At 63.4% G+C, this 20312-nt stretch carries 19 protein-coding genes; 10 read left to right on the forward strand and 9 right to left on the reverse strand.

Annotated elements, in window-relative coordinates; all coding sequences use genetic code 11:
* Window positions 1-5: 5 nt before the first annotated feature.
* A complete protein-coding gene (locus ACMC5O_RS01400) occupies window positions 6-143 on the reverse strand; it encodes a hypothetical protein (RefSeq protein WP_426693135.1) in 138 nt (45 codons plus the stop codon).
* A gap of 95 nt (window positions 144-238) precedes the next feature.
* Here ACMC5O_RS01400 and ACMC5O_RS01405 point away from each other — a divergent pair, with 95 nt between their 5' ends.
* The 7 genes from ACMC5O_RS01405 to ACMC5O_RS01435 are packed head-to-tail and all read left to right on the forward strand — an operon-like array spanning window position 239 to window position 8821.
* On the forward strand, window positions 239-2944 hold the full coding sequence (locus ACMC5O_RS01405; RefSeq protein WP_426693136.1) for a bifunctional [glutamine synthetase] adenylyltransferase/[glutamine synthetase]-adenylyl-L-tyrosine phosphorylase: 2706 nt from the start codon (window positions 239-241) through the stop codon (window positions 2942-2944).
* Window positions 2941-3399, forward strand: coding sequence for a peroxiredoxin (locus ACMC5O_RS01410; RefSeq protein ID WP_187708014.1), 459 nt, complete (start codon window positions 2941-2943; stop codon window positions 3397-3399). Before ACMC5O_RS01405 ends, ACMC5O_RS01410 begins: the two co-directional genes overlap by 4 nt.
* Before the next feature lie 52 nt (window positions 3400-3451).
* Complete coding sequence (locus ACMC5O_RS01415) at window positions 3452-4231, forward strand: succinate dehydrogenase iron-sulfur subunit (RefSeq protein WP_426693137.1); 780 nt, start codon at window positions 3452-3454, stop codon at window positions 4229-4231.
* Window positions 4228-4725 carry a PaaI family thioesterase gene (locus ACMC5O_RS01420; protein WP_187708013.1) on the forward strand — a complete coding sequence of 166 codons (498 nt, stop codon included), beginning with the start codon at window positions 4228-4230 and terminating at the stop codon, window positions 4723-4725. Before ACMC5O_RS01415 ends, ACMC5O_RS01420 begins: the two co-directional genes overlap by 4 nt.
* A complete protein-coding gene (zapE, locus tag ACMC5O_RS01425; RefSeq protein ID WP_426693138.1) occupies window positions 4722-5837 on the forward strand; it encodes a cell division protein ZapE in 1116 nt (371 codons plus the stop codon). Before ACMC5O_RS01420 ends, zapE begins: the two co-directional genes overlap by 4 nt.
* Before the next feature lie 52 nt (window positions 5838-5889).
* Window positions 5890-7326 (forward strand): M20/M25/M40 family metallo-hydrolase, encoded by a 1437-nt coding sequence (locus ACMC5O_RS01430; RefSeq protein ID WP_187708012.1) that lies wholly within the window; start codon window positions 5890-5892, stop codon window positions 7324-7326.
* A gap of 25 nt (window positions 7327-7351) precedes the next feature.
* Window positions 7352-8821 carry a M20/M25/M40 family metallo-hydrolase gene (locus tag ACMC5O_RS01435; protein WP_426693139.1) on the forward strand — a complete coding sequence of 490 codons (1470 nt, stop codon included), beginning with the start codon at window positions 7352-7354 and terminating at the stop codon, window positions 8819-8821.
* 71 nt (window positions 8822-8892) lie between these two features.
* Here the strand turns inward: ACMC5O_RS01435 and groL are convergent, their stop codons facing one another.
* The 7 genes from groL to ACMC5O_RS01470 form a co-directional block, all read right to left on the reverse strand.
* On the reverse strand, window positions 8893-10533 hold the full coding sequence (gene groL / locus ACMC5O_RS01440; RefSeq protein ID WP_187708008.1) for a chaperonin GroEL: 1641 nt from the start codon (window positions 10531-10533) through the stop codon (window positions 8893-8895).
* A 52-nt stretch (window positions 10534-10585) separates the two neighbouring features.
* The gene (gene groES / locus ACMC5O_RS01445; RefSeq protein ID WP_187708007.1) at window positions 10586-10873 is read right to left on the reverse strand and encodes a co-chaperone GroES; all 288 of its coding nucleotides are present in this window, start codon (window positions 10871-10873) and stop codon (window positions 10586-10588) included.
* Window positions 10874-10994: 121 nt separating this feature from the next.
* A complete protein-coding gene (locus tag ACMC5O_RS01450) occupies window positions 10995-12395 on the reverse strand; it encodes an MATE family efflux transporter (protein WP_187708006.1) in 1401 nt (466 codons plus the stop codon).
* A gap of 28 nt (window positions 12396-12423) precedes the next feature.
* A complete protein-coding gene (gene metH, locus ACMC5O_RS01455; protein WP_426693140.1) occupies window positions 12424-15042 on the reverse strand; it encodes a methionine synthase in 2619 nt (872 codons plus the stop codon).
* Window position 15043: 1 nt separating this feature from the next.
* Window positions 15044-16090 carry a homocysteine S-methyltransferase family protein gene (locus ACMC5O_RS01460; RefSeq protein WP_187708005.1) on the reverse strand — a complete coding sequence of 349 codons (1047 nt, stop codon included), beginning with the start codon at window positions 16088-16090 and terminating at the stop codon, window positions 15044-15046.
* The gene (gene metF / locus ACMC5O_RS01465) at window positions 16087-16992 is read right to left on the reverse strand and encodes a methylenetetrahydrofolate reductase (protein WP_187708004.1); all 906 of its coding nucleotides are present in this window, start codon (window positions 16990-16992) and stop codon (window positions 16087-16089) included. The genes ACMC5O_RS01460 and metF overlap by 4 nt, the downstream gene beginning before the upstream one ends.
* Window positions 16989-17951 carry a metalloregulator ArsR/SmtB family transcription factor gene (locus ACMC5O_RS01470; protein ID WP_187708003.1) on the reverse strand — a complete coding sequence of 321 codons (963 nt, stop codon included), beginning with the start codon at window positions 17949-17951 and terminating at the stop codon, window positions 16989-16991. The genes metF and ACMC5O_RS01470 overlap by 4 nt, the downstream gene beginning before the upstream one ends.
* Window positions 17952-18134: 183 nt before the next feature.
* On the opposite strand from ACMC5O_RS01470, the gene ACMC5O_RS01475 reads away from it, so the two are divergent.
* Both ACMC5O_RS01475 and ACMC5O_RS01480 read left to right on the forward strand, forming a co-directional pair.
* On the forward strand, window positions 18135-18395 hold the full coding sequence (locus ACMC5O_RS01475) for a circumsporozoite protein (RefSeq protein WP_343070181.1): 261 nt from the start codon (window positions 18135-18137) through the stop codon (window positions 18393-18395).
* A gap of 82 nt (window positions 18396-18477) precedes the next feature.
* A complete protein-coding gene (locus ACMC5O_RS01480) occupies window positions 18478-18678 on the forward strand; it encodes a hypothetical protein (protein WP_187708002.1) in 201 nt (66 codons plus the stop codon).
* A 7-nt stretch (window positions 18679-18685) separates the two neighbouring features.
* On the opposite strand, the gene ACMC5O_RS01485 is transcribed toward ACMC5O_RS01480, so the two are convergent.
* Window positions 18686-19084: a hypothetical protein gene (locus ACMC5O_RS01485; RefSeq protein WP_187708001.1), complete on the reverse strand. Its 399-nt coding sequence runs from the start codon at window positions 19082-19084 to the stop codon at window positions 18686-18688.
* A 176-nt stretch (window positions 19085-19260) separates the two neighbouring features.
* Between ACMC5O_RS01485 and mdh the strand changes: the two genes are divergently transcribed.
* Window positions 19261-20223 (forward strand): malate dehydrogenase, encoded by a 963-nt coding sequence (gene mdh, locus ACMC5O_RS01490; RefSeq protein ID WP_187708000.1) that lies wholly within the window; start codon window positions 19261-19263, stop codon window positions 20221-20223.
* Window positions 20224-20312 lie beyond the last annotated feature (89 nt).

Raw genomic sequence — 20312 nt, forward strand, 5'->3', positions numbered from 1 at the left:
AACGGCTAGTTCAGCCGTTGCAGCAAATCGGAAAAATCGCGCTCGCACGGCTCCTCCTTCACCGGCGAGAATGCTCGCCGGAGGGCAGCCGTAATGCCGGCATGTGCTGGCGGGATATCGACGCGGATTATTCTTCGGTCCATGTTGATATCCGTTGCACCATTGGATCGACGCTCCGTGTCCATGGTTCCTGACTAACGACTAACCGGCTCGGAGGTTTCGCAAAACCGTGCCCTCAGTGCGACGGACTGAATTAGGCTCAGCCCCGAACGGTACTGCCGTTCGGGAAGAGGCGTTGAGGCGCGCCCGCGAATTCTCGCCGTTCCTAAGAGAGGCCGCTGCATCGCTTTCAGGCCTGGTCGACCAATTCCTCGAGAAGGGCAGCACCGCCGCCATCGATGCCGCACTCGTCGCGAGCGCGCCGACTGTCGATGCGGAGCTTCGCCGCCGCCGGCTGGGCGTAGCGTTGGCCGTGGCGCTCGGCGACCTGGCCGGCGAACTCGGCTTCGAAGAGGCGACGCGATACCTGTCCGATTTCGCCGACGTGGCGATCGAGCGATCGCTCGCGACGGCGCTGACCGAACGGGTTCCGGACGCTGAGGTCCGGGGAATCACGGTGCTGGCCCTCGGCAAGCTCGGCAGTCGCGAACTCAACTATTCTTCCGACGTCGACCTGCTGCTGCTTTTCGACCCGGAAGCGATGCCGCGCCGCGAGCGGGACGATCCATCCGAAGCAGCGGTTCGCGTCGGGCGGCGAATGATCGAGCTGCTGCAGAAGCGGACTGCGGATGGCTATGTCGAACGCGTCGATCTTCGGCTTCGCCCGTCGCCGGAGGTCACCCCCATCGTCCTGCCCATCAACGCGGCGATCTCGCACTATGAATCCTCTGCGCTTCCCTGGGAGCGTGCGGCTTTCATTCGCGCGCGCGTTTGTGCAGGCGACCGGCCGCTCGGCGAGCACTTCCTTAAATCGATCCAGCCATTCGTCTGGCGCCGGTCGCTCGACTTCGGGGTTATCGAGGAAGTTCGGGAAATTTCGGCCCGCATCCGCGATCACTTTGCGCAGGGCGCCAAGCTCGGGCCGGGCTATGACCTGAAGCGCGGGCGAGGCGGGATTCGCGAGGTCGAGTTCTTCGCCCAGATTCAGCAGATGATCCACGGCGGGCGCGACCTGTCGGTCCGCGCCTCGGCAACGCTCGATGCGCTCGATGCCCTGCAGGCGGCGGGTCGAATCTCGGAAGAAGATGCCTCCGCATTGTCCGAAGCCTATGTCCTGTTGCGGACCATCGAGCATCGGGCACAGATGGTCGACGACGCACAGACGCACCTCCTGCCGCTCGATGGCGAGGCTCTGGACAATGTCGCAAAGCTTCACGGTCTCTCGACCGGCGAGGAGTTGATCGAGCTGCTCCAGCCACACGTCGACCGGGCGGAGCAGTTGTTCAACTCGCTGGCGCCCGACCGCGAAGGCCGTTTGTCCAACGATGGCGACATTCTGATCGACGAGCTGAGGTCGCTCGGCTTCAATGAGCCGGAAATGCCGCTTCGAAGGGTGATGGACTGGCGGTCAGGACGCGCCCGGTCGCTGCGCTCGCCGGCGGCGAGAACTGCGTTCGAGGCGATGCTCCCGGCGCTGTTGCGGGAAATTGCGTCCGGGCCAGACCCGGACCGCGCTCTCAACCGCATGGCCGATATCGTCGACAGGCTATCGAGCGGGATCAATCTTTACCGGCTTCTCGAAGCCCGTCCGCAGCTTGCGCGGCATCTCGCGCTGGTTCTGGCCCATGCTCCGCCACTGGCCGACATGCTGGCGAGACGGCCGGACCTGCTCGATGGCCTGATCGACGAATCCAGTTTCGCGCTTCCGCCCGAGCCCGACGCCATGGCCGAGCGTCTCCGTTCCGCAATGCGTGGAGAGCCCTACGACCGCGCCCTCGACCGTGCGCGAAGGCTGATCGCGGAGCGGCGTTTCTCGCTTGGTGTGCAGTTGATCGCCGCGCACGCCGACCCGCTCGACCTCGCCATGGGTTACAGCAACGTCGCCGAAGGGACGATCGTCGCAATGGCCGAGCTAGCTTCGGACGAGTTTGCGAAGACCCACGGCAAGATCGAGGGCGGCGAGCTGATGATCTTGGCGCTCGGTCGTCTTGGCGGACGAGCTCTGACCCACGCGTCGGACCTCGACATCATCTACGTTTACGATGCGCCCGAAGGCGCGATGTCCGACGGGAAGAAGCCGCTCAGTGCAACCGACTATTACAACCGGCTGGCCAATCGGATCACCGCTGCGATCAGCGTCCCGACGGCTGCGGGCCCGCTTTACGACGTCGACACACGCCTGAGGCCGCAGGGGGGCGAGGGGATGCTCGCAGTCTCGTTGGAAGGATTTCTGAACTACCAACGCGGCGAGGCATGGACGTGGGAGCATATGGCGCTCTGCCGTGCGCGGCCGATCTACGGGTCCCCGGAAAAGCGTGAGCAGTTGGCCCGGACGATCCAATCGATTCTCTCGACCAATCGCGATCCGAAGAAGACCCGCGCCGATGCGGCGAAGATGCGCGAAGACATGGCTCGCCATAAGAAGCCGTCCGGACCGCTCGACATCAAACTTGGTCCGGGCGGCCTCGTGGATCTCGAGTTCGCGGTCCACACGCTGCAACTCATCCACGGGAAAGGTCTCGACCCGCGCCTCGAGCATGCGATCGAAGGCCTGGCTGAGCATGGCCTGATCGACCCCAGCTACGACCCGGATCTGAGATTGTTGAGCCGTATGCTTGTGGTGATGCGGTTGATCGCTCCGGACAGCAACGAGCCGTCCGAAAAGTCGAGGTCATTGGTAGCCGCCTTGTGCGGCCATGAAGGCTGGGATTCGCTGCTTGCGGCTCACGACGAGGCGCGGCAGAGGATCGCCCAGCTCTGGAAATCGGTGAGGGAAGCTCAATGATCAGCGAAGGCGACAAGGCTCCGGCGCTTCAAGTGACGTCGAGCGATGGAAGCACCGTCGATCTGTCGTCTCCCGGTCAGCCGCTCGTGCTGTACTTTTATCCGAAGGACGACACGTCGGGCTGCACGCGTGAGGCGCAGGACTTCACCGAGCTTGCGGGCGACTACAAAAAAGCCGGCGTGAAGGTCATTGGAGTCTCCCGTGACCCGATGAAGAAGCATGAGAAATTCATCAGCAAGTATGACCTCGCCGTGCCGCTGGCCTCCGATGAGGACGGACGGATTTCCGACGCCTTCGGGACGTGGATAGAAAAGTCGATGTACGGCCGCAAATATATGGGGATGGAGCGCGCGACTTTTCTTATCGGCGCCGACGGGAAGGTTACCCGCGCGTGGCGCAAGGTGAAGGTGCCGGGACACGCGCAGGAAGTGCTGAAGGCCGCGTCCACGATTTGAAATGAAAGGGCGCGGGTGATAGCGCCCCCACAAGACTTTTCAGGAGCAGGCCTTGGCCGAGTTTCGCCTTCCGAAGAACAGCCGCGTCTCCAAGGGCAAGACGCACGCCGCCGAGCAGGGCACGCGGCTGAAAACGTTCAAGATCTATCGCTACGATCCCGACACCGGGCACAATCCGCGGGTCGATACTTACACGCTCGACCTCGACAAGACCGGCCCGATGGTTCTCGACGCGCTGATCCGCATCAAGAACGAGGTCGACTCGACACTGACGTTTCGCCGATCCTGCCGCGAAGGCATTTGCGGCTCCTGCTCGATGAACATGGACGGTCGCAACGGCCTCGCCTGCACGACAGCGATCGGCGACATCAAGGGCGACGTAACAATCACGCCGCTGCCGCACATGGAAGTGGTGAAGGACCTCGTTCCCGACCTGACTCACGCCTACGCGCAATATTCGTCGATCCAGCCTTGGCTGAAGACCGTTACTCCGGCTCCGTCCGGGCGCGAACGGCTACAGTCGCCGGAAGACCGCGCGAAGCTGGATGGCCTTTACGAGTGCATCCTTTGCTTCTGCTGCTCCACGGGCTGCCCGAGCTATTGGTGGAATTCCGACCGTTTCCTTGGGCCGGCGGTTCTCCTCCAGGCTTATCGCTGGCTGGCCGACAGCCGTGACGAAGCAACCGGTGAGCGCCTGAACGATCTCGAAGATCCGTTCCGCCTCTATCGCTGTCACACGATCATGAACTGCGCGAACGTGTGCCCGAAGGGTCTCAACCCGGCCAAGGCTATCGCGGAAACGAAGAAGCTGATCGCCGAACGGGCCGCGTGAGCGAAGACGGCCACGAGTTTAAGGACGGCCTCGAAGACGTCGGCGTTCCGTCGGGTGCGCAACCCGATCCGGATAATCCCGGCTGGTACAGCTGGGGCGATTTCCCGCGCAGCTCCTTCGCGGCGGCGACCGGCCGGCTGCTGTTCAAGCCGGGCGGGCCGGGCCGGGGAATGGCGCGGATGTTCCCGACCGAGGCGCACATGAACATGGGCGGCTCGATCCACGGCGGCGCGGTGATGAGCTTCATCGACATGGCGATGTTCGCCGGCGGCCGCTGCGCCGGGATGGAGCAGGGCCATTACGTCACGCTCGACATGACCACCCATTTCCTTTCGCGCGGCAAGGTCGGGATCCCGCTCGACGCGCACGTGGAACTGGTGCGGCAGACCCGCGGGCACGTGTTCTTGCAGGGCGTGGTCAAGCAGGATGACCAGCCTTGCTACAGCTTCACTGGAACGCTGAAGCGTGTGCGCGAGCGAAACTCGCCGGCATGAGCGGACCCGTCGGGCGGGCCTATGAGGAGCTCGTCAGGGCAGGGGAGCTAAAGCCCGACGCCGCGCAGGAGCGGGCGGTCGTAGCGCTCGACCGGCTGGAGAGGGAGCTCTATTCCAAGCGCACCGGACTTCTGGGCAAGCTGTTCAACAATCGGAACGATGGCCTGAGCGGCGTCTACCTTTGGGGCGGCGTCGGCCGCGGCAAGTCGATGCTCATGGACCTGGCCTTCGAGCATGTCGCGGTTCAGCCGAAGCGACGGGTCCATTTCCATGCCTTCATGCTGGAAGCGCACGCGAGGCTTCGCGAGAAAAGGAAGGACGAGGAAGGCGACCCGCTTGAGCGTGTTGCCGACGACATCGCGGACGAAGTGAAGCTGCTCTGCTTCGACGAGATGGTCGTCAACAACCCCGCCGATGCCATGATCCTTTCGCGGCTGTTCGAGCATCTGCTCGAGCGCGGAGTGCGGGTCGTGACGACGTCCAACCGCCCACCGCACGACCTCTACAAGGACGGCCTGAACCGAGAGTTGTTCCTGCCTTTCATCCACCTGATTGAACGGCGCTTTGACGTTGTCGAGGTCGACGGCCCCACCGACTATCGGATGGACCGACTCTCAGGCGTGAAGGTGTGGCACGTTCCGAACGGACCGGAAGCGACGCAGGCGCTGAGCACTGCCTTCTTCAAGCTGACGGACTATCCCGTCGAGGATCGCGCCAAGGTTCCGACCGAAGAGCTGGAAGTCGGCGGCCGCCGGACGTTGCATGTGCCGAAAAGCCTGAAGGGCGTCGCCGTCTTCTCGTTCAAGCGGCTGGTTGGTGAGGCGCGCGGCGCAGCGGACTATCTCGCCGTCGCCCAGCGATTCCACACCGTCATCATCGTCGGCATCCCGGTGATGACCCGCGAGATGCGTAACGAGGCGGCGCGCTTCGTGACCCTCGTCGACGCGCTCTACGAGCATCGCGTGAAGCTGCTCGCAGCGGCCGATGCCGAACCCTCCGGCCTTTATCCAGCGGGGGACGGCAGCTTCGAGTTCCAGCGGACCGTCAGCCGTCTCGAGGAAATGCGCAGCGCCGAATATCTGGCGGAAGGGCATGGTACGGACCACGCTTGACCGGTCTTTATTCGCCACTAGCCTCCGCTTCCTGCTTCCGAGGGGAGAATCGATGAAGCGCCTGCTCGCTTGTGTCCTCGTTGCGTTCTCGACGACCGCTCTTGCCGCCACCAACCCGTTGACGGTTCCGTCCAAGCTCGAACCGAAATGGCAGCAGAAAACTCGCGAGGTCTTTAAGCAGGCGATCGAGATTCCGTCCGTTCACAATCGCGGTGAGATGCCGCGAATGGCCAAGGTTCTTGGCGACCAGTTTCGGGCGGCCGGAATTCCCGAGGCGGACATTCACGTCATGCCCTACGAGGCACTGCCCGGCGACAAGACGGTCGCGCTGATCGTCCGCTGGCGCTCGCCGCATCCGACCAAGAAGCCGATGCTGATTCTCGGCCACATGGACGTGGTCGAAGCCAAGCGCGAGGACTGGAAGAACGATCCGTTCGTGTTCCGCGAGGAGGGCGGCTACTTCCTTGGCCGCGGCGCGAGCGACATGAAGAACGGCGACGTCGCGACGACCATGGCCGCGGTCAAGCTGATGTCGGAAGGGTTCAAGCCCAATCGCGACATCATCTTCTTCTACAGCGGCGACGAAGAGACGCGCGGAATTGGTGCAACGCTTGGCGCAAGCGAATGGCGCAACCTTACCGAGGCTGAGTTTGGTTTGAATGCTGACGGCGGCTGCGGCGCCTATGACAAGAACTTCCGCCCTATAGGATGCGGGATTTCGACCGCCGAAAAGACCTTCCAAACCTACTTCCTGGCGACCCACAATCCGGGCGGTCACAGTTCACGGCCGAGGCCGGACAATGCGATCTACGAGTTGGCGGATGCGCTGAAGGCGCTTCAGAACCATCGCTTCACGCCAATGCTTAACGACACCAGCCGCGGCTACTTCCAGGAGCGCGCGAAACAGGAAGGCGACAGCCCCCTCGGACAGGCAATCCGCCGCTGGCTGGCAAATCCGAACGATGGCGCGGCTGCGGATGAGATCGAGGCAAACCCGCTCGAGGTGGGCCTCACACGTACACGCTGCGTCGCGACCATGCTCGAAGGCGGCCACGCCGACAACGCGCTTCCGCAAATGGCGAAGGCGACCGTGAACTGCCGCATCATGCCCGGCGTCGATCCGAAGGACGTCCAGTCCGAAATCCAGCAATTCGTCGGCCCGAAGGTCGAGGTCGTTCCCGATCCCAATTATATTGGTCAGTCGACCCCGCCGTCACCGCTTCGGCCGGACGTGCTGAAGGCGGTTACCGACGCGATCCAGAAGATCCACGGCCCGGCGATGCGCGTCTATCCATTGATGTCGACCGGGGCGAGCGACGGCTCGTTCTTCCGCGCCAAGGGCATTCCAGTCTACGACGTCGATGGAAGCTGGGGCATCTCGCCGGACGACGAGCGCGCCCACGGTCTCGACGAGCGAATTCCAGTGCGCGCGATGTACGACGATGTCGTGCACTGGGAGACGATTATCCGGGAGCTAGCAGGCCGCTGAACAACGCATTTCATCAGGGGGAATTATGATCCGTTCGATTGCCGTTTCGCTTGCGCTCATGACGTCGACTGCTGCGATCGCGCAGAGCGTTGAGGCGCCGATCAATTCACCGCCAGCGGCCGCGCTCAAGGGCGGGAAGGCGCTCCCGGGAAAATGGGACGCCAAAGCGCGCGAAATCTACAAGACGGCGGTCGAAACGCCGACCGTGAAGGGTCGCGCGGGCGAGAATTTAAAGCTGGCCAATTACATTGCAGGCGAGTTGAGGGGGGCCGGATGGGCGGATAGCGACATCCACGTCCTGCCCTACACGTCGGTGCCGGGGAACGACACGGCGGCGATCATTGCTCGATGGCCGGCAGAGGGGACTCCGAAGCACAAGCCGATGCTGATCCTCGCCCACATGGACGTCGTCGATGCGCTTCCGTCTGACTGGACAACGGACCCGTTCGAGCTAGTCGAGAAGGACGGTTATTTCTACGGCCGGGGATCGGGCGACGACAAAGGCGGCCTCGTGCCCTCGCTCGTTGCGCTGCTGAAGCTCAAGGAGGCAGGCTTCAAGCCGAACCGTGATATCGTCATCCTATTCACCGGAGACGAGGAAACGCAGGGCAAGGGCGCCGAGCTCGGTGCGACGGAGTGGCGGAAGTGGACCGAGGCGGAGTTCGCGCTCAATGCGGACGGCGGCGGCGGCGCTTTTACCCGCGACGGCAAGCCGCTCGGCTTCGGGTTGCAGACGTCCGAGAAGACCTTCCAGACTTACTATTTCCGCACCCGCAACCCGGGCGGCCACAGCTCGCGGCCGCGTCCCGACAATGCGATCTACGATCTCGCCGACGCCCTAAAGAAGCTGCAGGGCTACAGGTTCGAGCCGGCTCTGAACGAGACGACGAAGGTCTATTTCACAGAGCGGGCCAAGCAGGAGGGGAACAGCGAGCTCGGCAATGCAATGCGCGCCTGGGTGGCCGACCCCTCCGACGGCGCGGGCGCTGACCGCATCGAATCCGATCCGCTCGAGGTTGGCCTGACCCGCACCCGCTGTGTCGCGACGCGGCTCAAGGGCGGTCATGCCGACAACGCCCTACCGCAGATGGCGGAAGCAACGGTCAACTGCCGAATCCTGCCCGGCGTGGAACCGAAGGTTATCGAGGCTGAGTTGAAGAGGCTGGTGGGCCCGAATGTCGAGGTTACCCCGGACGCAGATGCCGGCCGTCCAACACCGGTCTCGCCGCTTAGGCCTGATGTGGTGAGCGCCTATACCAAGGCGGTTCACGCCCGGTTCCCGAATCAGCCGATCATTCCCCAGATGTCGACCGGTGCGACCGACGGCCTGGAATTCCGGGCTCGCGGGATCCCGGTCTATGGTGTCGACGGCGGGTGGGGCGTGTCGCCGGACGACGAGCGCGCCCACGGCAAGGACGAGCGCATCCCCGTCCAGTCGCTCACCGACAACATCCTGCACTGGGAATCGATGATCCGCGATCTGGCGGGCAAGTAGGACCGAGGACGAAAAAAATGGGCCGGAGGATCGCTCCTCCGGCCCTTCTCTTTTGCGTTTTGGACCTGGGCTTAGAAGTCCATGCCGCCCATGCCGCCCATGCCGCCGGCACCAGCCATCGCTGGCTTGTCTTCGGGCAGTTCACTGACCGCCGCTTCGGTGGTGATCAGCAGGCCGGCAACCGATGCCGCATCCTGGAGCGCAGCGCGGACGACCTTGGTCGGGTCGATCACGCCAGCCGCAACGAGGTTCTCGTAGACCTCCGTCTGTGCGTTGAAGCCTAGCGTCGGGTCCTGGGCGTCGATCAGCTTGCCGGCAACCACGGCGCCGTCATGGCCTGCGTTCTCGGCAATCTGCCGCACCGGCGACTGGAGCGCCTTGCGGATGATGTCGATGCCGCGGGTCTGGTCGTCGTTCTCGCCCTTCAGGCCTTCGAGAGCCTTGGTGGCGTAGAGCAGGGCAGTGCCACCGCCCGGAACGATGCCTTCCTCGACCGCAGCGCGGGTCGCATGGAGAGCGTCGTCGACGCGGTCCTTGCGCTCCTTGACCTCGATCTCGGACGCGCCGCCGACCTTGATCACTGCAACGCCGCCCGCGAGCTTCGCCAGCCGCTCCTGCAGCTTCTCACGGTCGTAGTCGGACGTCGTGTTCTCGATCTGCTGACGGATCGCGGCCACACGGCCCTCGATGCCCTCACGCTGACCGGCGCCATCGACGATCGTCGTGTTGTCCTTGTCGATGGTGACGCGCTTGGCCTGGCCCAGCATGTTCACAGTGACGTTCTCAAGCTTGATGCCGAGATCTTCGCTGATCATCTCACCGCCGGTGAGGATCGCGATGTCCTCGAGCATCGCCTTGCGGCGATCGCCGAAGCCCGGAGCCTTCACTGCCGCCACCTTGAGCCCGCCGCGCAGCTTGTTGACTACGAGGGTGGCCAGAGCCTCGCCCTCAATGTCCTCGGCGATGATCAGGAGCGGACGCCCGCTCTGGACAACCGCTTCCAGGATCGGAAGCATCGCCTGGAGGTTCGACAGCTTCTTCTCGTGGATGAGGATGTACGGGTCGGTAAGTTCGACCTGCATTTTCTCTGGGTTGGTGATGAAGTAGGGCGACAAATAGCCGCGGTCGAACTGCATGCCTTCGACAACGTCCAGCTCGAACTCGAGACCCTTGGCCTCTTCAACCGTAATCACGCCTTCCTTGCCGACCTTTTCCATGGCTTCGGCGATCTTCTCGCCAACTTCCTTGTCGCCGTTTGCGGAGATGATTCCGACCTGGGCGATTTCCTGGCTGCCCGAAACGGCCTTCGAGCGGCTCTTGAGGTCTTCGACGACCTTGGAAACGGCGATGTCGATGCCGCGCTTCAGATCCATCGGGTTCATGCCGGCCGCAACCGACTTCATGCCCTCACGGACGATCGACTGAGCGAGGACGGTCGCGGTCGTGGTGCCGTCGCCGGCAAGGTCGTTCGTCTTCGAAGCGACTTCGCGCAGCATCTGCGCGCCCATGTTCTCGAACTTGTCCTTGAGCTCGATCTCCTTGGCGACGGTGACGCCGTCCTTGGTGATGCGCGGAGCGCCGAAGCTCTTGTCGATGACGACGTTGCGGCCCTTGGGACCGAGCGTCACCTTCACTGCGTCGGCGAGAATGTCGACGCCGCGGAGAATGCGCTCACGCGCGTCACGGCTGAATTTCACGTCCTTGGCTGCCATCTGGCTACCCTTTCAATTTCGAATGTTCACGAATGTTCACGGTGACGAAGGGTCAGCCGACGATCCCGAGGATGTCGCTTTCCTTCATGATGATCAGGTCTTCACCGTCGATCTTGACCTCGGTGCCCGACCACTTGCCGAACAGGATCTTGTCGCCAGCCTTGACGTCGAGCGGCGTGACCTTGCCTTCGTCGCTGCGAGCGCCGGTGCCGACGGAGATGACTTCGCCTTCCTGCGGCTTTTCCTTGGCGGTGTCGGGAATGATGATTCCGCCCGTCGTCTTCTCATCAGCCTCGATGCGGCGGACGAGAACGCGGTCGTGAAGCGGCCTGAAACCCATTGTGAGCCCCTTGTCTCTCTTGTTGAACATGTGCGTTGGCACTCCCGCAAGGAGAGTGCCAGCGATAGCGGGCATATGGGTCTGGCTTTCCTGAGCGTCAACACCCCGGGGCGGAGAGAATTTACGCGCCGGCTGGAAGTAGGCCCAACCTGTCGCGGCGACTCCATCGCCATAGCATCAGCACCGCGACAACCCCGAGACCCGCGGCGAGCCCGGTCCAGATGCCGACCCCTCGCCATTCCATTACGAATGCAAGACCGACGCCGACGCCCAGCCCAATCGCCCAATAGCCGAAGAGAGCGAAGACCATCGGCACGCGGGTGTCGTGGAGGCCGCGCAGCATTCCGGCGCCGACGACCTGCCAGCCGTCGACGATCTGGAACAGCGCCGCGATGCGCAGGAAGGAGACGCCGAGCGCGATCACGGTGGCGTTCTCCGGAGTATCCGCGAGAAACAAAGTGATGAGCTGATGCGGAAAGGTGAACATCACCACGGCCGTGAAAGTCATGAACGCGGTGCTGAGACCGAACGAGGTCCAGCCCGCAAGGCCGATGCCCTTGCGGTCTTGCCTGCCATAAGCGAGGCCGACACGAACAGTAGTTGCCTGGCCGAGCGCAAGCGGGACCATAAAGGCCGTCGCCGCGATCTGCAGCGCGATCTGGTGAGCAGCGACCGAGGGTGCTCCGAAGATTCCCATCAAATAAGCCGCGGCGCTGAAGATTCCGCCTTCAAGGCCCATGGTCAGTCCGATCGGACCGCCGAGCTTGAACAATTGGCGGAATCGCGGCCAGTCGGGTCTCCAGAAGCGGCCGAACAGGTGGAAGCGGCGAAACTGCCGGTCGGTCAGGATGACAAGCGCCAGCGCCAGCGCCATCGCAGCCCAGACGATCGAGCTGCCGACGCCTCCGCCGATAAGCCCGAGCTTGGGCATGCCAAGATGCCCGAAGATCAGCGACCAACTGACGATCGCATTGAGTGGGATTCCGAGCGTGCTGATCACCAGCACCCAGCCGGGCCGCTCCAGTGCTGAGAGGAAGTTGCGCATGACCTGGAACAGCATCCAGGGCGGAATGACCCACATGTAGCCGCGCAGGAACCAGCCCGCGAGGCGGGCGAGCTCAGAATCCTGGCCGAAGAAGAGAATGACCCTCTCGGCGTTCCACAGGACTATCAGCGTCGGGATCGACATCATCGCGGCCGCCCAAAGTCCCTGGCGGAAGGTACGACGGACGTCCCGGACGGAATTGAACCGACTGCCAAGAGCGGAAGCCATCATCGGCGAGGTGCCTGTCAGCACGCCGAACGCGAATAGGATCATCCCAAACGACAGACTTAGAGCCAGTGCGGCGGCCGCGAGTTCCTTGGGACCGAGCCAGCCGAGCAGGACCACGTCGGTCGCCTGAATGAGCTGCATTGTCAGGTTGGCGAGGATCAGCGGCCAGGCGAGCGCCAGTGTTGCGCGAAGCTCATCGCTCCAGTCGCGAGCGGGCGACTCCATTGCGTTGCTCACGGCGACATCCATGGCGCGGCCCTAGCCGTGCCGACGGGCATCAGTCGAGGTTCGGTCTCAGCCAGCGCCGCGCGCAGTCGAGATCGACGCCGCGGCGGCCGGCATATTCCGTCAGCTGATCCTCGTCGATGCGGGCGACGCCGAAATACTGGCTGTCGCGGTGTCCGAAGTAGAATCCGGAAACGGCCGAGGTCGGAAGCATCGCGAAATTCTCGGTGAGGGTGACCTCCCCGGGATGGCCGCCGAGCATTTCGAACAGGATCGGCTTGAGGCTGTGATCCGGGCAGGCGGGATAGCCCGGCGCCGGGCGAATGCCCTGATACTTCTCGCGAATTAGCTGTTCGTTGGAGAAATGCTCGTCCGCATAACCCCACAAACGATTGCGGACTTCGGCGTGCAGCACTTCGGCAAAGCTTTCCGCAAGGCGGTCGGACAGAGCTTTGAGCAAAATGTCGGAATAATCGTCGTTCTCGACCTTGAACCGCGCGAGGTGCGGTTCAAGGCCGTGGATTCCCACCGCGAAGCCGCCGATCCAGTCCTCGCCCTCGGGATTGATGAAGTCGGCCAGGCTCATGTTGGGCCGGCCCTCGCGTTTTTTCACCTGCTGGCGAAGGAAGGGCAGACGGGTCCAGTCGTTTCCGGCGAGGACGAGCACGTCGTCGCCCTCACGCTTGCAGCGCCACAGGCCGACGGTCGCTTTCGGCGTCACCCAGCGCTCCGCAATGATCTTGTCCAGCATCGCCTGGGCGTCGTTGAAAAGGCTGCGGGCGCTTTCGCCGACCACTTCGTCGTCGAGGATTGCGGGGTAATTTCCGCCAAGCTCCCAAGCGCGGAAGAAGGGCGTCCAATCGATCGAGGCCTTCAAATCTCGAAGTGGCCATTCGCCGATCTGATGTAATCCGGGGCGAACCGGCGCAGGTGCCTGGCCGGACGGATCGTAGGCAAAGCCATTGGCGCGGGCGTCTGCAATGCTTGCGAGCTCGCTCTGACCACTGCGTGCGCGGGCGATGCGGAGGGCCTCATATTCTTCGGCGGTTTTGGCCAGGAGCGGCTCGCACTGCGTGTCGGACACCAGCGACGACGCGACACCGACTGCACGGCTGGCGTCGAGAACGTGGATGACCGGGCCTTCGTAGGCGGGGTCGATACGAAGGGCCGTATGTGCCTTGCTGGTCGTCGCTCCGCCGATCAACAGCGGGGTCTTGAGGCCGAGGCGTTGCATCTCTCCCGCGACGGTCACCATCTCATCCAGCGACGGGGTGATCAGGCCGGAAAGGCCGATCATGTCCGCGTCGTTGTCGTTGGCGCACTCGAGGATCGTCTGCCACGGGACCATCACGCCGAGGTCGATGACCTCGAAGCCGTTACACTGCAGGACGACACCGACGATATTCTTGCCGATGTCGTGAACGTCGCCCTTCACGGTCGCCATCACGATGCGGCCCTTGCCCTGCGTGGCACCGGTCTTTTCCTTTTCCGCCTCGATGAACGGGATGAGGTGGGCAACGGCCTTCTTCATCACGCGGGCGGACTTCACGACCTGAGGCAGGAACATCTTGCCGGACCCGAACAGGTCGCCGACGACGTTCATGCCGTCCATCAGCGGGCCTTCGATGACGTGGATCGGACGCTCCGCCACCAGGCGAGCTTCCTCGGTGTCCTCTACGATGTGGGCGTCGATGCCTTTCACGAGTGCGTAGGACAGGCGCTCGGTCACCGGCAGGCTGCGCCATTCCGCGAGCTTCTTTTCCTCGGCGGCGTCGGTTCCCTTGTAGCGTTCGGCGAGCGTGATCAGCGTCTCGGTCGCGTCTTCGTTGCGGTCGAGGATGACGTCCTCGACTGCATCGCGGAGTTCGGGATCGATCTGGTCATAGACTTCGAGCTGACCGGCGTTGACGATGCCCATGTCCATCCCCGCCGGGATGGCGTGGTAGAGGAAGACGCTGTGCATCGCGCGGCGAACGGGCTCATTGCCGCGGAACGAGAAGCTGAGGTTCGACAGGCCGCCCGAGATATGGACGCCCGGACAGCGGCGGCGGATCTCGGCCGTCGCTTCGATGAAGTCGATTGCGTAGCGGCGGTGCTCGTCGATGCCGGTCGCGATTGCGAAGACGTTCGGGTCGAAGATGATGTCCTGCGGCTCGAACCCGTCGGCTGTGAGCAATTTGTAGGCGCGCTCGCAAATCTCGATCTTGCGTTCGGCAGTGTCGGCTTGCCCGACTTCGTCGAACGCCATGACGACGACCGCAGCACCATAAGCGCGGCACTTGCGGGCGAGTTCAAGGAACGGCGCTTCGCCTTCCTTCATGCTGATCGAATTGACGATCGGCTTGCCCGACACGCACTTGAGCCCCGCCTCGATTACGCTCCACTTGGAGCTGTCGATCATCACCGGAACGCGGGCGATGTCCGGCTCGGCGGCGATGCGCTTCAGGAAAATGGTCATCGCCTGCTCTGAATCGAGCAAAGCCTCGTCCATGTTGACGTCGATAATCTGCGCGCCGTTCTCGACCTGGTCGCGAGCCACCTCGACCGCGGCGTCGTAATCGCCCGCGAGGATCAGCTTCTTGAACTTGGCCGAACCGGTGACGTTGGTCCGCTCGCCTACGTTTACGAAGCGCGCGCCCGCGCCTGCCTGATTTACCTTCGAAACTTCCATGTCAGGCAGCAATCACCATCGGTTCGAGTCCAGCGAGGAGGGTTTGGCGGGCAGCGGTCGGCACTTGCCGGGGAGCGCGGCCCTGCGCGGCCTGGGCGATCGCGGCGATGTGGGCGGGCGTGGTGCCGCAGCAGCCGCCGACGATGTTGACGAGACCGGCGTCGAACCACTCGCTGACCTGGGCGGCGGTTTCGGACGCGGCTTCGTCATATTCGCCGAGGTCGTTGGGAAGGCCGGCGTTCGGGTAGGCCATGATCAACGTGTCGGCGAGCGTGTTCAGCGCGACCAGGTGCGGGCGAATCTGCGAGGCGCCAAACGAGCAATTTAGGCCGATCGTCACCGGCTTGGCGTGGCGGACGGTGGCCCAGAAGGCTTCGACCGTGTGGCCTGAGAGATTGCGGCCGCTGAGGTCGGTGAGGGTCATCGAGACCATCAGCGGGAGCTCGCGACCGAGCGCCTGCTCGGCTTCGAGCGTCGCCATGATTGCGGCCTTGGCATTGAGCGTATCGAACACGGTCTCGACGAGGATGAAATCGACTCCCCCCTCCACAAGCGCGTCGATCTGCTCGCGATAGACATGCTTCACCGTGTCGAAGTCGACTTCGCGATAGGCGGGGTCGTTGACGTCCGGCGACAGCGACAGCGTCTTGTTGGTCGGGCCGAGCGCTCCGGCGACCCAGCGTGGGCGACCGTCCTTGGCCGTGTAGCGGTCAGCAACTTCGCGCATGATCAGGGCCGACTTGCGATTGATGTCGCCGACCAAATGCTCGGCAGCATAGTCGGCCTGGCTGATGCGGTTGGCGTTGAAGGTGTTGGTGGCGAGGATCTCAGCGCCAGAGTCAGCAAACCGCTCGCAAATGGCGCGGACGATTTGCGACTGGGTGATGTTCAGAAGGTCGTTATTGCCCTTCTGGTCCTTCATCAGGTCGAGGCCTGCGCAATAGGCCTCCGCGGACAATCTCTCGCCCTGGATACCGGTGCCGTAGGGACCATCCTTGATCAGGATGCGCTTGGCGGCTTCGGCTCGGAGTGTCTGGGAAGCGCTCATGCCTGTGCCCTCACGCCGAGCAGGTGGCAGATCGCATAGGAAAGCTCCGCCCGGTTCAAAGTGTAGAAATGGAAGTGGCGAACGCCGCCCGCGTAGAGCTGTCCACACAGCTCCGCAGCGACGGTCGCGGCGATCAGCTGGCGTGCTGCTGGAAGGTCGTCGAGGCCTTCGAACAGGTCGTCCAGCCATTTGGGGATCGCCGCGCCGCAGCTTGCTGCGAAGCGGCGGGTCGTGGCGACGTTCGAGACGGGCAGGATTCCCGGAACGATCTCGACGTCGATGCCGGCAGCAGCGGCTTCGTCGCGGAAGCGGAAGAAGCAGTCTGCGGAAAAGAAGAATTGCGTGATCGCTCGATCCGCGCCCGCGTCGACCTTCTTCTTCAGGTTTTCGAGGTCGAATGTCCGGTCACGAGAATCCGGGTGGATCTCCGGATAGGCCGCCACCGAGATGTCGAACGGCGCGACCGCCTTCAAACCAGCGACCAGCTCGCAGGCGTCGCGATAGCCTTCGGGATGCGGCTGGTACTTCGTACCGGCTTCGGGCGGGTCGCCGCGCAGGGCGACGATGTTACGTACGCCGAGGTCCCAATAGTCGCGGGCGATCTCGTCGATCTCGGCTTTGCTCGCGGCGACGCAGGTGAGGTGCGCGGCCGGGGTCAGGTCGGTTTCTTTGAGGATGCGCTCGACCGTCTGGTGCGTGCGCTCACGGGTCGATCCGCCGGCCCCGTAGGTCACCGATACAAAGCGCGGGTGAAGCGGTGCGAGAGTTTGCACCGAATCCCAAAGGGTCTCGGCCATCTTCTCAGTCTTCGGCGGAAAGAACTCGAAGCTAACCTGGATGTCGCCCCGAGCTTCGGAGAACAAAGGCTTGCCGCCGACTTCATCGGGCAGATGGCGGTTCATGCGGCCCTCCGCTGGCGTTGGCGCACGCCGGCCTTGGCGCCGAGCCAGAGGGTGACGGTCAGTTCGCCGCCCTCGAGGTGCTCGACCTGTTCGACGGAGATGCCCGCAGCCTTGAACCACGTGGCCATGGTCTGGTCGTCGAAGCCGAGACGAATGTGCGCGTCCGTGGTCCGCAATTCTTCGCGCTCATGAGCGGCGAAATCAACGATCAGTAGGCGGCCGCCGGGGGCCAGCACGCGAGACGCCTCGTCGATCGCTGCAGCCGGCGAGTGCGCATAGTGCAGCACCTGGTGGATGATGACCGTGTCGGCGCTGCAGTCATCTAGCGGGAGCGCGTACATATCGCCTTGGCGGAGGCTGGACGGGATGCCTGCCGCTTCGAGCTTCACTCGCGCCAGCCGGAGCATTTCCGATGAACGGTCGATGCCAACCGACTGGAGTGCGCTGCGCCCGAACAGCTCGATCATCCGGCCGGTGCCGGTGCCGATGTCGACGAGGCGGCCGAGCGGCTGGTCGCCCAGGGCGCGCCCGATCGCCTCTTCGACTTCGCTTTCTGCGACGTGGAGGGACCGGATCGAGTCCCAGGTGTCGGCGTGAGAGCTGAAGTAGCGGCCCGCGGCCTCGGCGCGGTCGGTGCGGATACGGTCGAGCTTAGACGCATCCGACTGGAATGCCTCCTCGCTCGGGGCGTCGGCCCAGGCGTCTACGAGGGCGAACATTGGATCGGTCCGCTCCTCGGGCGCGATGGTCAGGAATACCCAGCTACCTTCGCGGCGGCGCTCCACGATTCCCGCATCGGCGAGGATGCGAACGTGGCGTGAAACACGCGGCTGACTTTGATCCAGGATGATCGCAAGCTCGCCGACCGAAAGTTCCATTCGGCGCAAAAGTGCGAGAATCCGCAGCCGCGTCGGGTCGGCGAGGGCCTGTAACAGGTCTGCGAGCGGCTGCGCTTCCATGTTTGGGGTGATATAAAGAAAACTTTATATGTCAACGTAAACGCCGGTCGCTGCGTTGTAAAATTCACCTCATTTCACGATTGCGCGGGTTCGGAGCCGCCTGTAATGGCCCGCGCTGGCCTGACGATCATCGGTAGGCCGAGCCCGGACCCGGCTTAGGGTCCAACTGGGAGTGGAACGATCATGAAGAAGATTGCAGTGACCGTTGCGGTCCTCGCGCTCGGCCTGGCCGCGTGCCAAGCCAAGACCGAGGAAAATGCTGCCGGTAACGAAGCGAACGTCGAGAATGCGGCGAACGAGGACGTCAATGCGGCGACCACCGACGCCGGTAACGCTGCCGACAACGCGCTCGACGCAGCCGGCAACGCGATCGACAACGCCGGCGCCGCGGTCGACAACGCTGCTGACGCCGTCAGCAACGCGGCTTCGAACGCAGCCAACTAAGCGTTTCTGAGTTGAGGGAGGGTCGCGCGGCTTCGCTGCGCGGCCCTTTTTTGCGACTTGATGGCAGTGCTACCTGGGTGAAATGTCGAAGCTAGCCTGTCTTGCCGCCGTGCTGCTGTGCCTTATAGCCTGCAGCCGCGATCAGGCCGTCCCCACGGCTGAGGAAAACCGTCAGCTCGACGACGCCGCCAATCTGCTGGATCAGGCACCCGCCAGTCTGGAAAATGTCGACGACAGCGCGGTCTCTGAGGACAACGCGGAGGGATCTTCCACCACATTTTAGCCCTACCCTAGAGGATCGAGCGCAGGATCTGACGGACGACCATCGTCGCCGGATCGACCCGATAGAGGTAATTCTGGTCGTAGATGTAGCGCGCCTGCGGATCGAGGGCGCCGCCGTAGCGCATCCTCATCTCGTACGGCAGCGAGTTATAGCTGCGAAGGCCGTCATAGCCCTTCGGAACGCGCTGCCCTACCTCGAACTGCTTCTTGTACTGTCCGGGTGGCATGCATTCCGGATTCTTGCTCCGAAGGCCCGGCGGGCAGCCTCCGATTCCGTAGCCGACCGGGCCCTGATCAGTGACGTTGCCGGGCCTGTTCTTGCCATGTCCAGCGTGCTCCGGCTTGGCGCTAGCCATGCCGGCGCAGGCGATCATCGCGATGCTCGCGACCAAGATATACCTTCCCATGGTGTCCTTCTAACCCATGTTACCTAAACAACGCCTGACCGTTAGAGGTTAGCAAGGCGTCAGCAATTGGCGCTGCGGCCACCGGTTGCCCGACTCCCGCCAGCGGTCTAGAGCGCCGCCAATTCACCGCGCCGGTCCTCGGCGCCAAGCGACATCAGAAGGAAAGCAGCAGCTTAATGGCCCGCAAGAAGATCGCCCTCATTGGCGCCGGAATGATCGGCGGAACGCTCGCTCACCTCGCGGCCATGCGCGAGCTCGGGGACATAATCCTGTTCGACATCGCCGAGGGCATTCCTCAGGGCAAGGCGCTGGATCTCAGCCAGTGCGGGCCGATCGATGGCTTCGACGCGAAGCTCACTGGGACCAACGATTATGCAGACATTGCCGGCGCGGACGTGGTCATCGTCACGGCCGGCGTCCCGCGCAAACCGGGGATGAGCCGCGACGACCTGCTCGGCATCAATCTCAAGGTGATGAAGGCGGTCGGCGCGGGCATCAAGGAGCATTGCCCGAACGCTTTCGTCATCTGCATTACCAACCCGCTCGACGCGATGGTCTGGGCGCTGCGCGAATTCTCGGGCCTTCCGCACAACAGGGTGGTCGGAATGGCCGGTGTCCTCGACAGCGCGCGCTTCGCGACCTTCCTGGCGCAGGAATTCGGTGTCAGTGTTCGCGACGTCAACGCTTTCGTCCTGGGCGGCCACGGCGACACGATGGTCCCGGTCACCAGCTACACGACGATCAGCGGCATTCCCCTCGACGATTTGGTCAAGATGGGCAGATCGACCAAGGAGCGCATCGACGAGATCGTCAAGCGCACCCGCGGCGGCGGCGGCGAGATCGTCGCGCTGCTGAAGACCGGCTCGGCTTATTACGCTCCGGCGACCAGCGCGATCGCGATGGCCGAGGCCTATCTCGGCGACCAGAAGCGCATCCTGCCGTGCGCCGTCTATGTCGAGGGGAAGTATGGGCTCGACGGTCTCTACGTCGGCGTGCCGGTGGTGATCGGTGCCAATGGCGCCGAGGAGATCATCGAGATCGCTCTCGACGACGAGGCGAAGAAGAATCTCCAGGTCAGCGTCGATGCAGTGAAGGAACTGCTGGTTGCCTGTAAGGGGATCGACGAGAGCCTCGCGTAGGGACAGGCATCCTCGTCTCCGGGCGAAATAAGGGCTGCGTAGGTCGAAAGCCGTTTCAATTTGGTGGGTTTGGGCGGAGATACAGGCCG

The organism is Sphingomonas sediminicola (assembly GCF_049991885.1).
Lineage (GTDB): Bacteria > Pseudomonadota > Alphaproteobacteria > Sphingomonadales > Sphingomonadaceae > Sphingomicrobium > Sphingomicrobium sediminicola.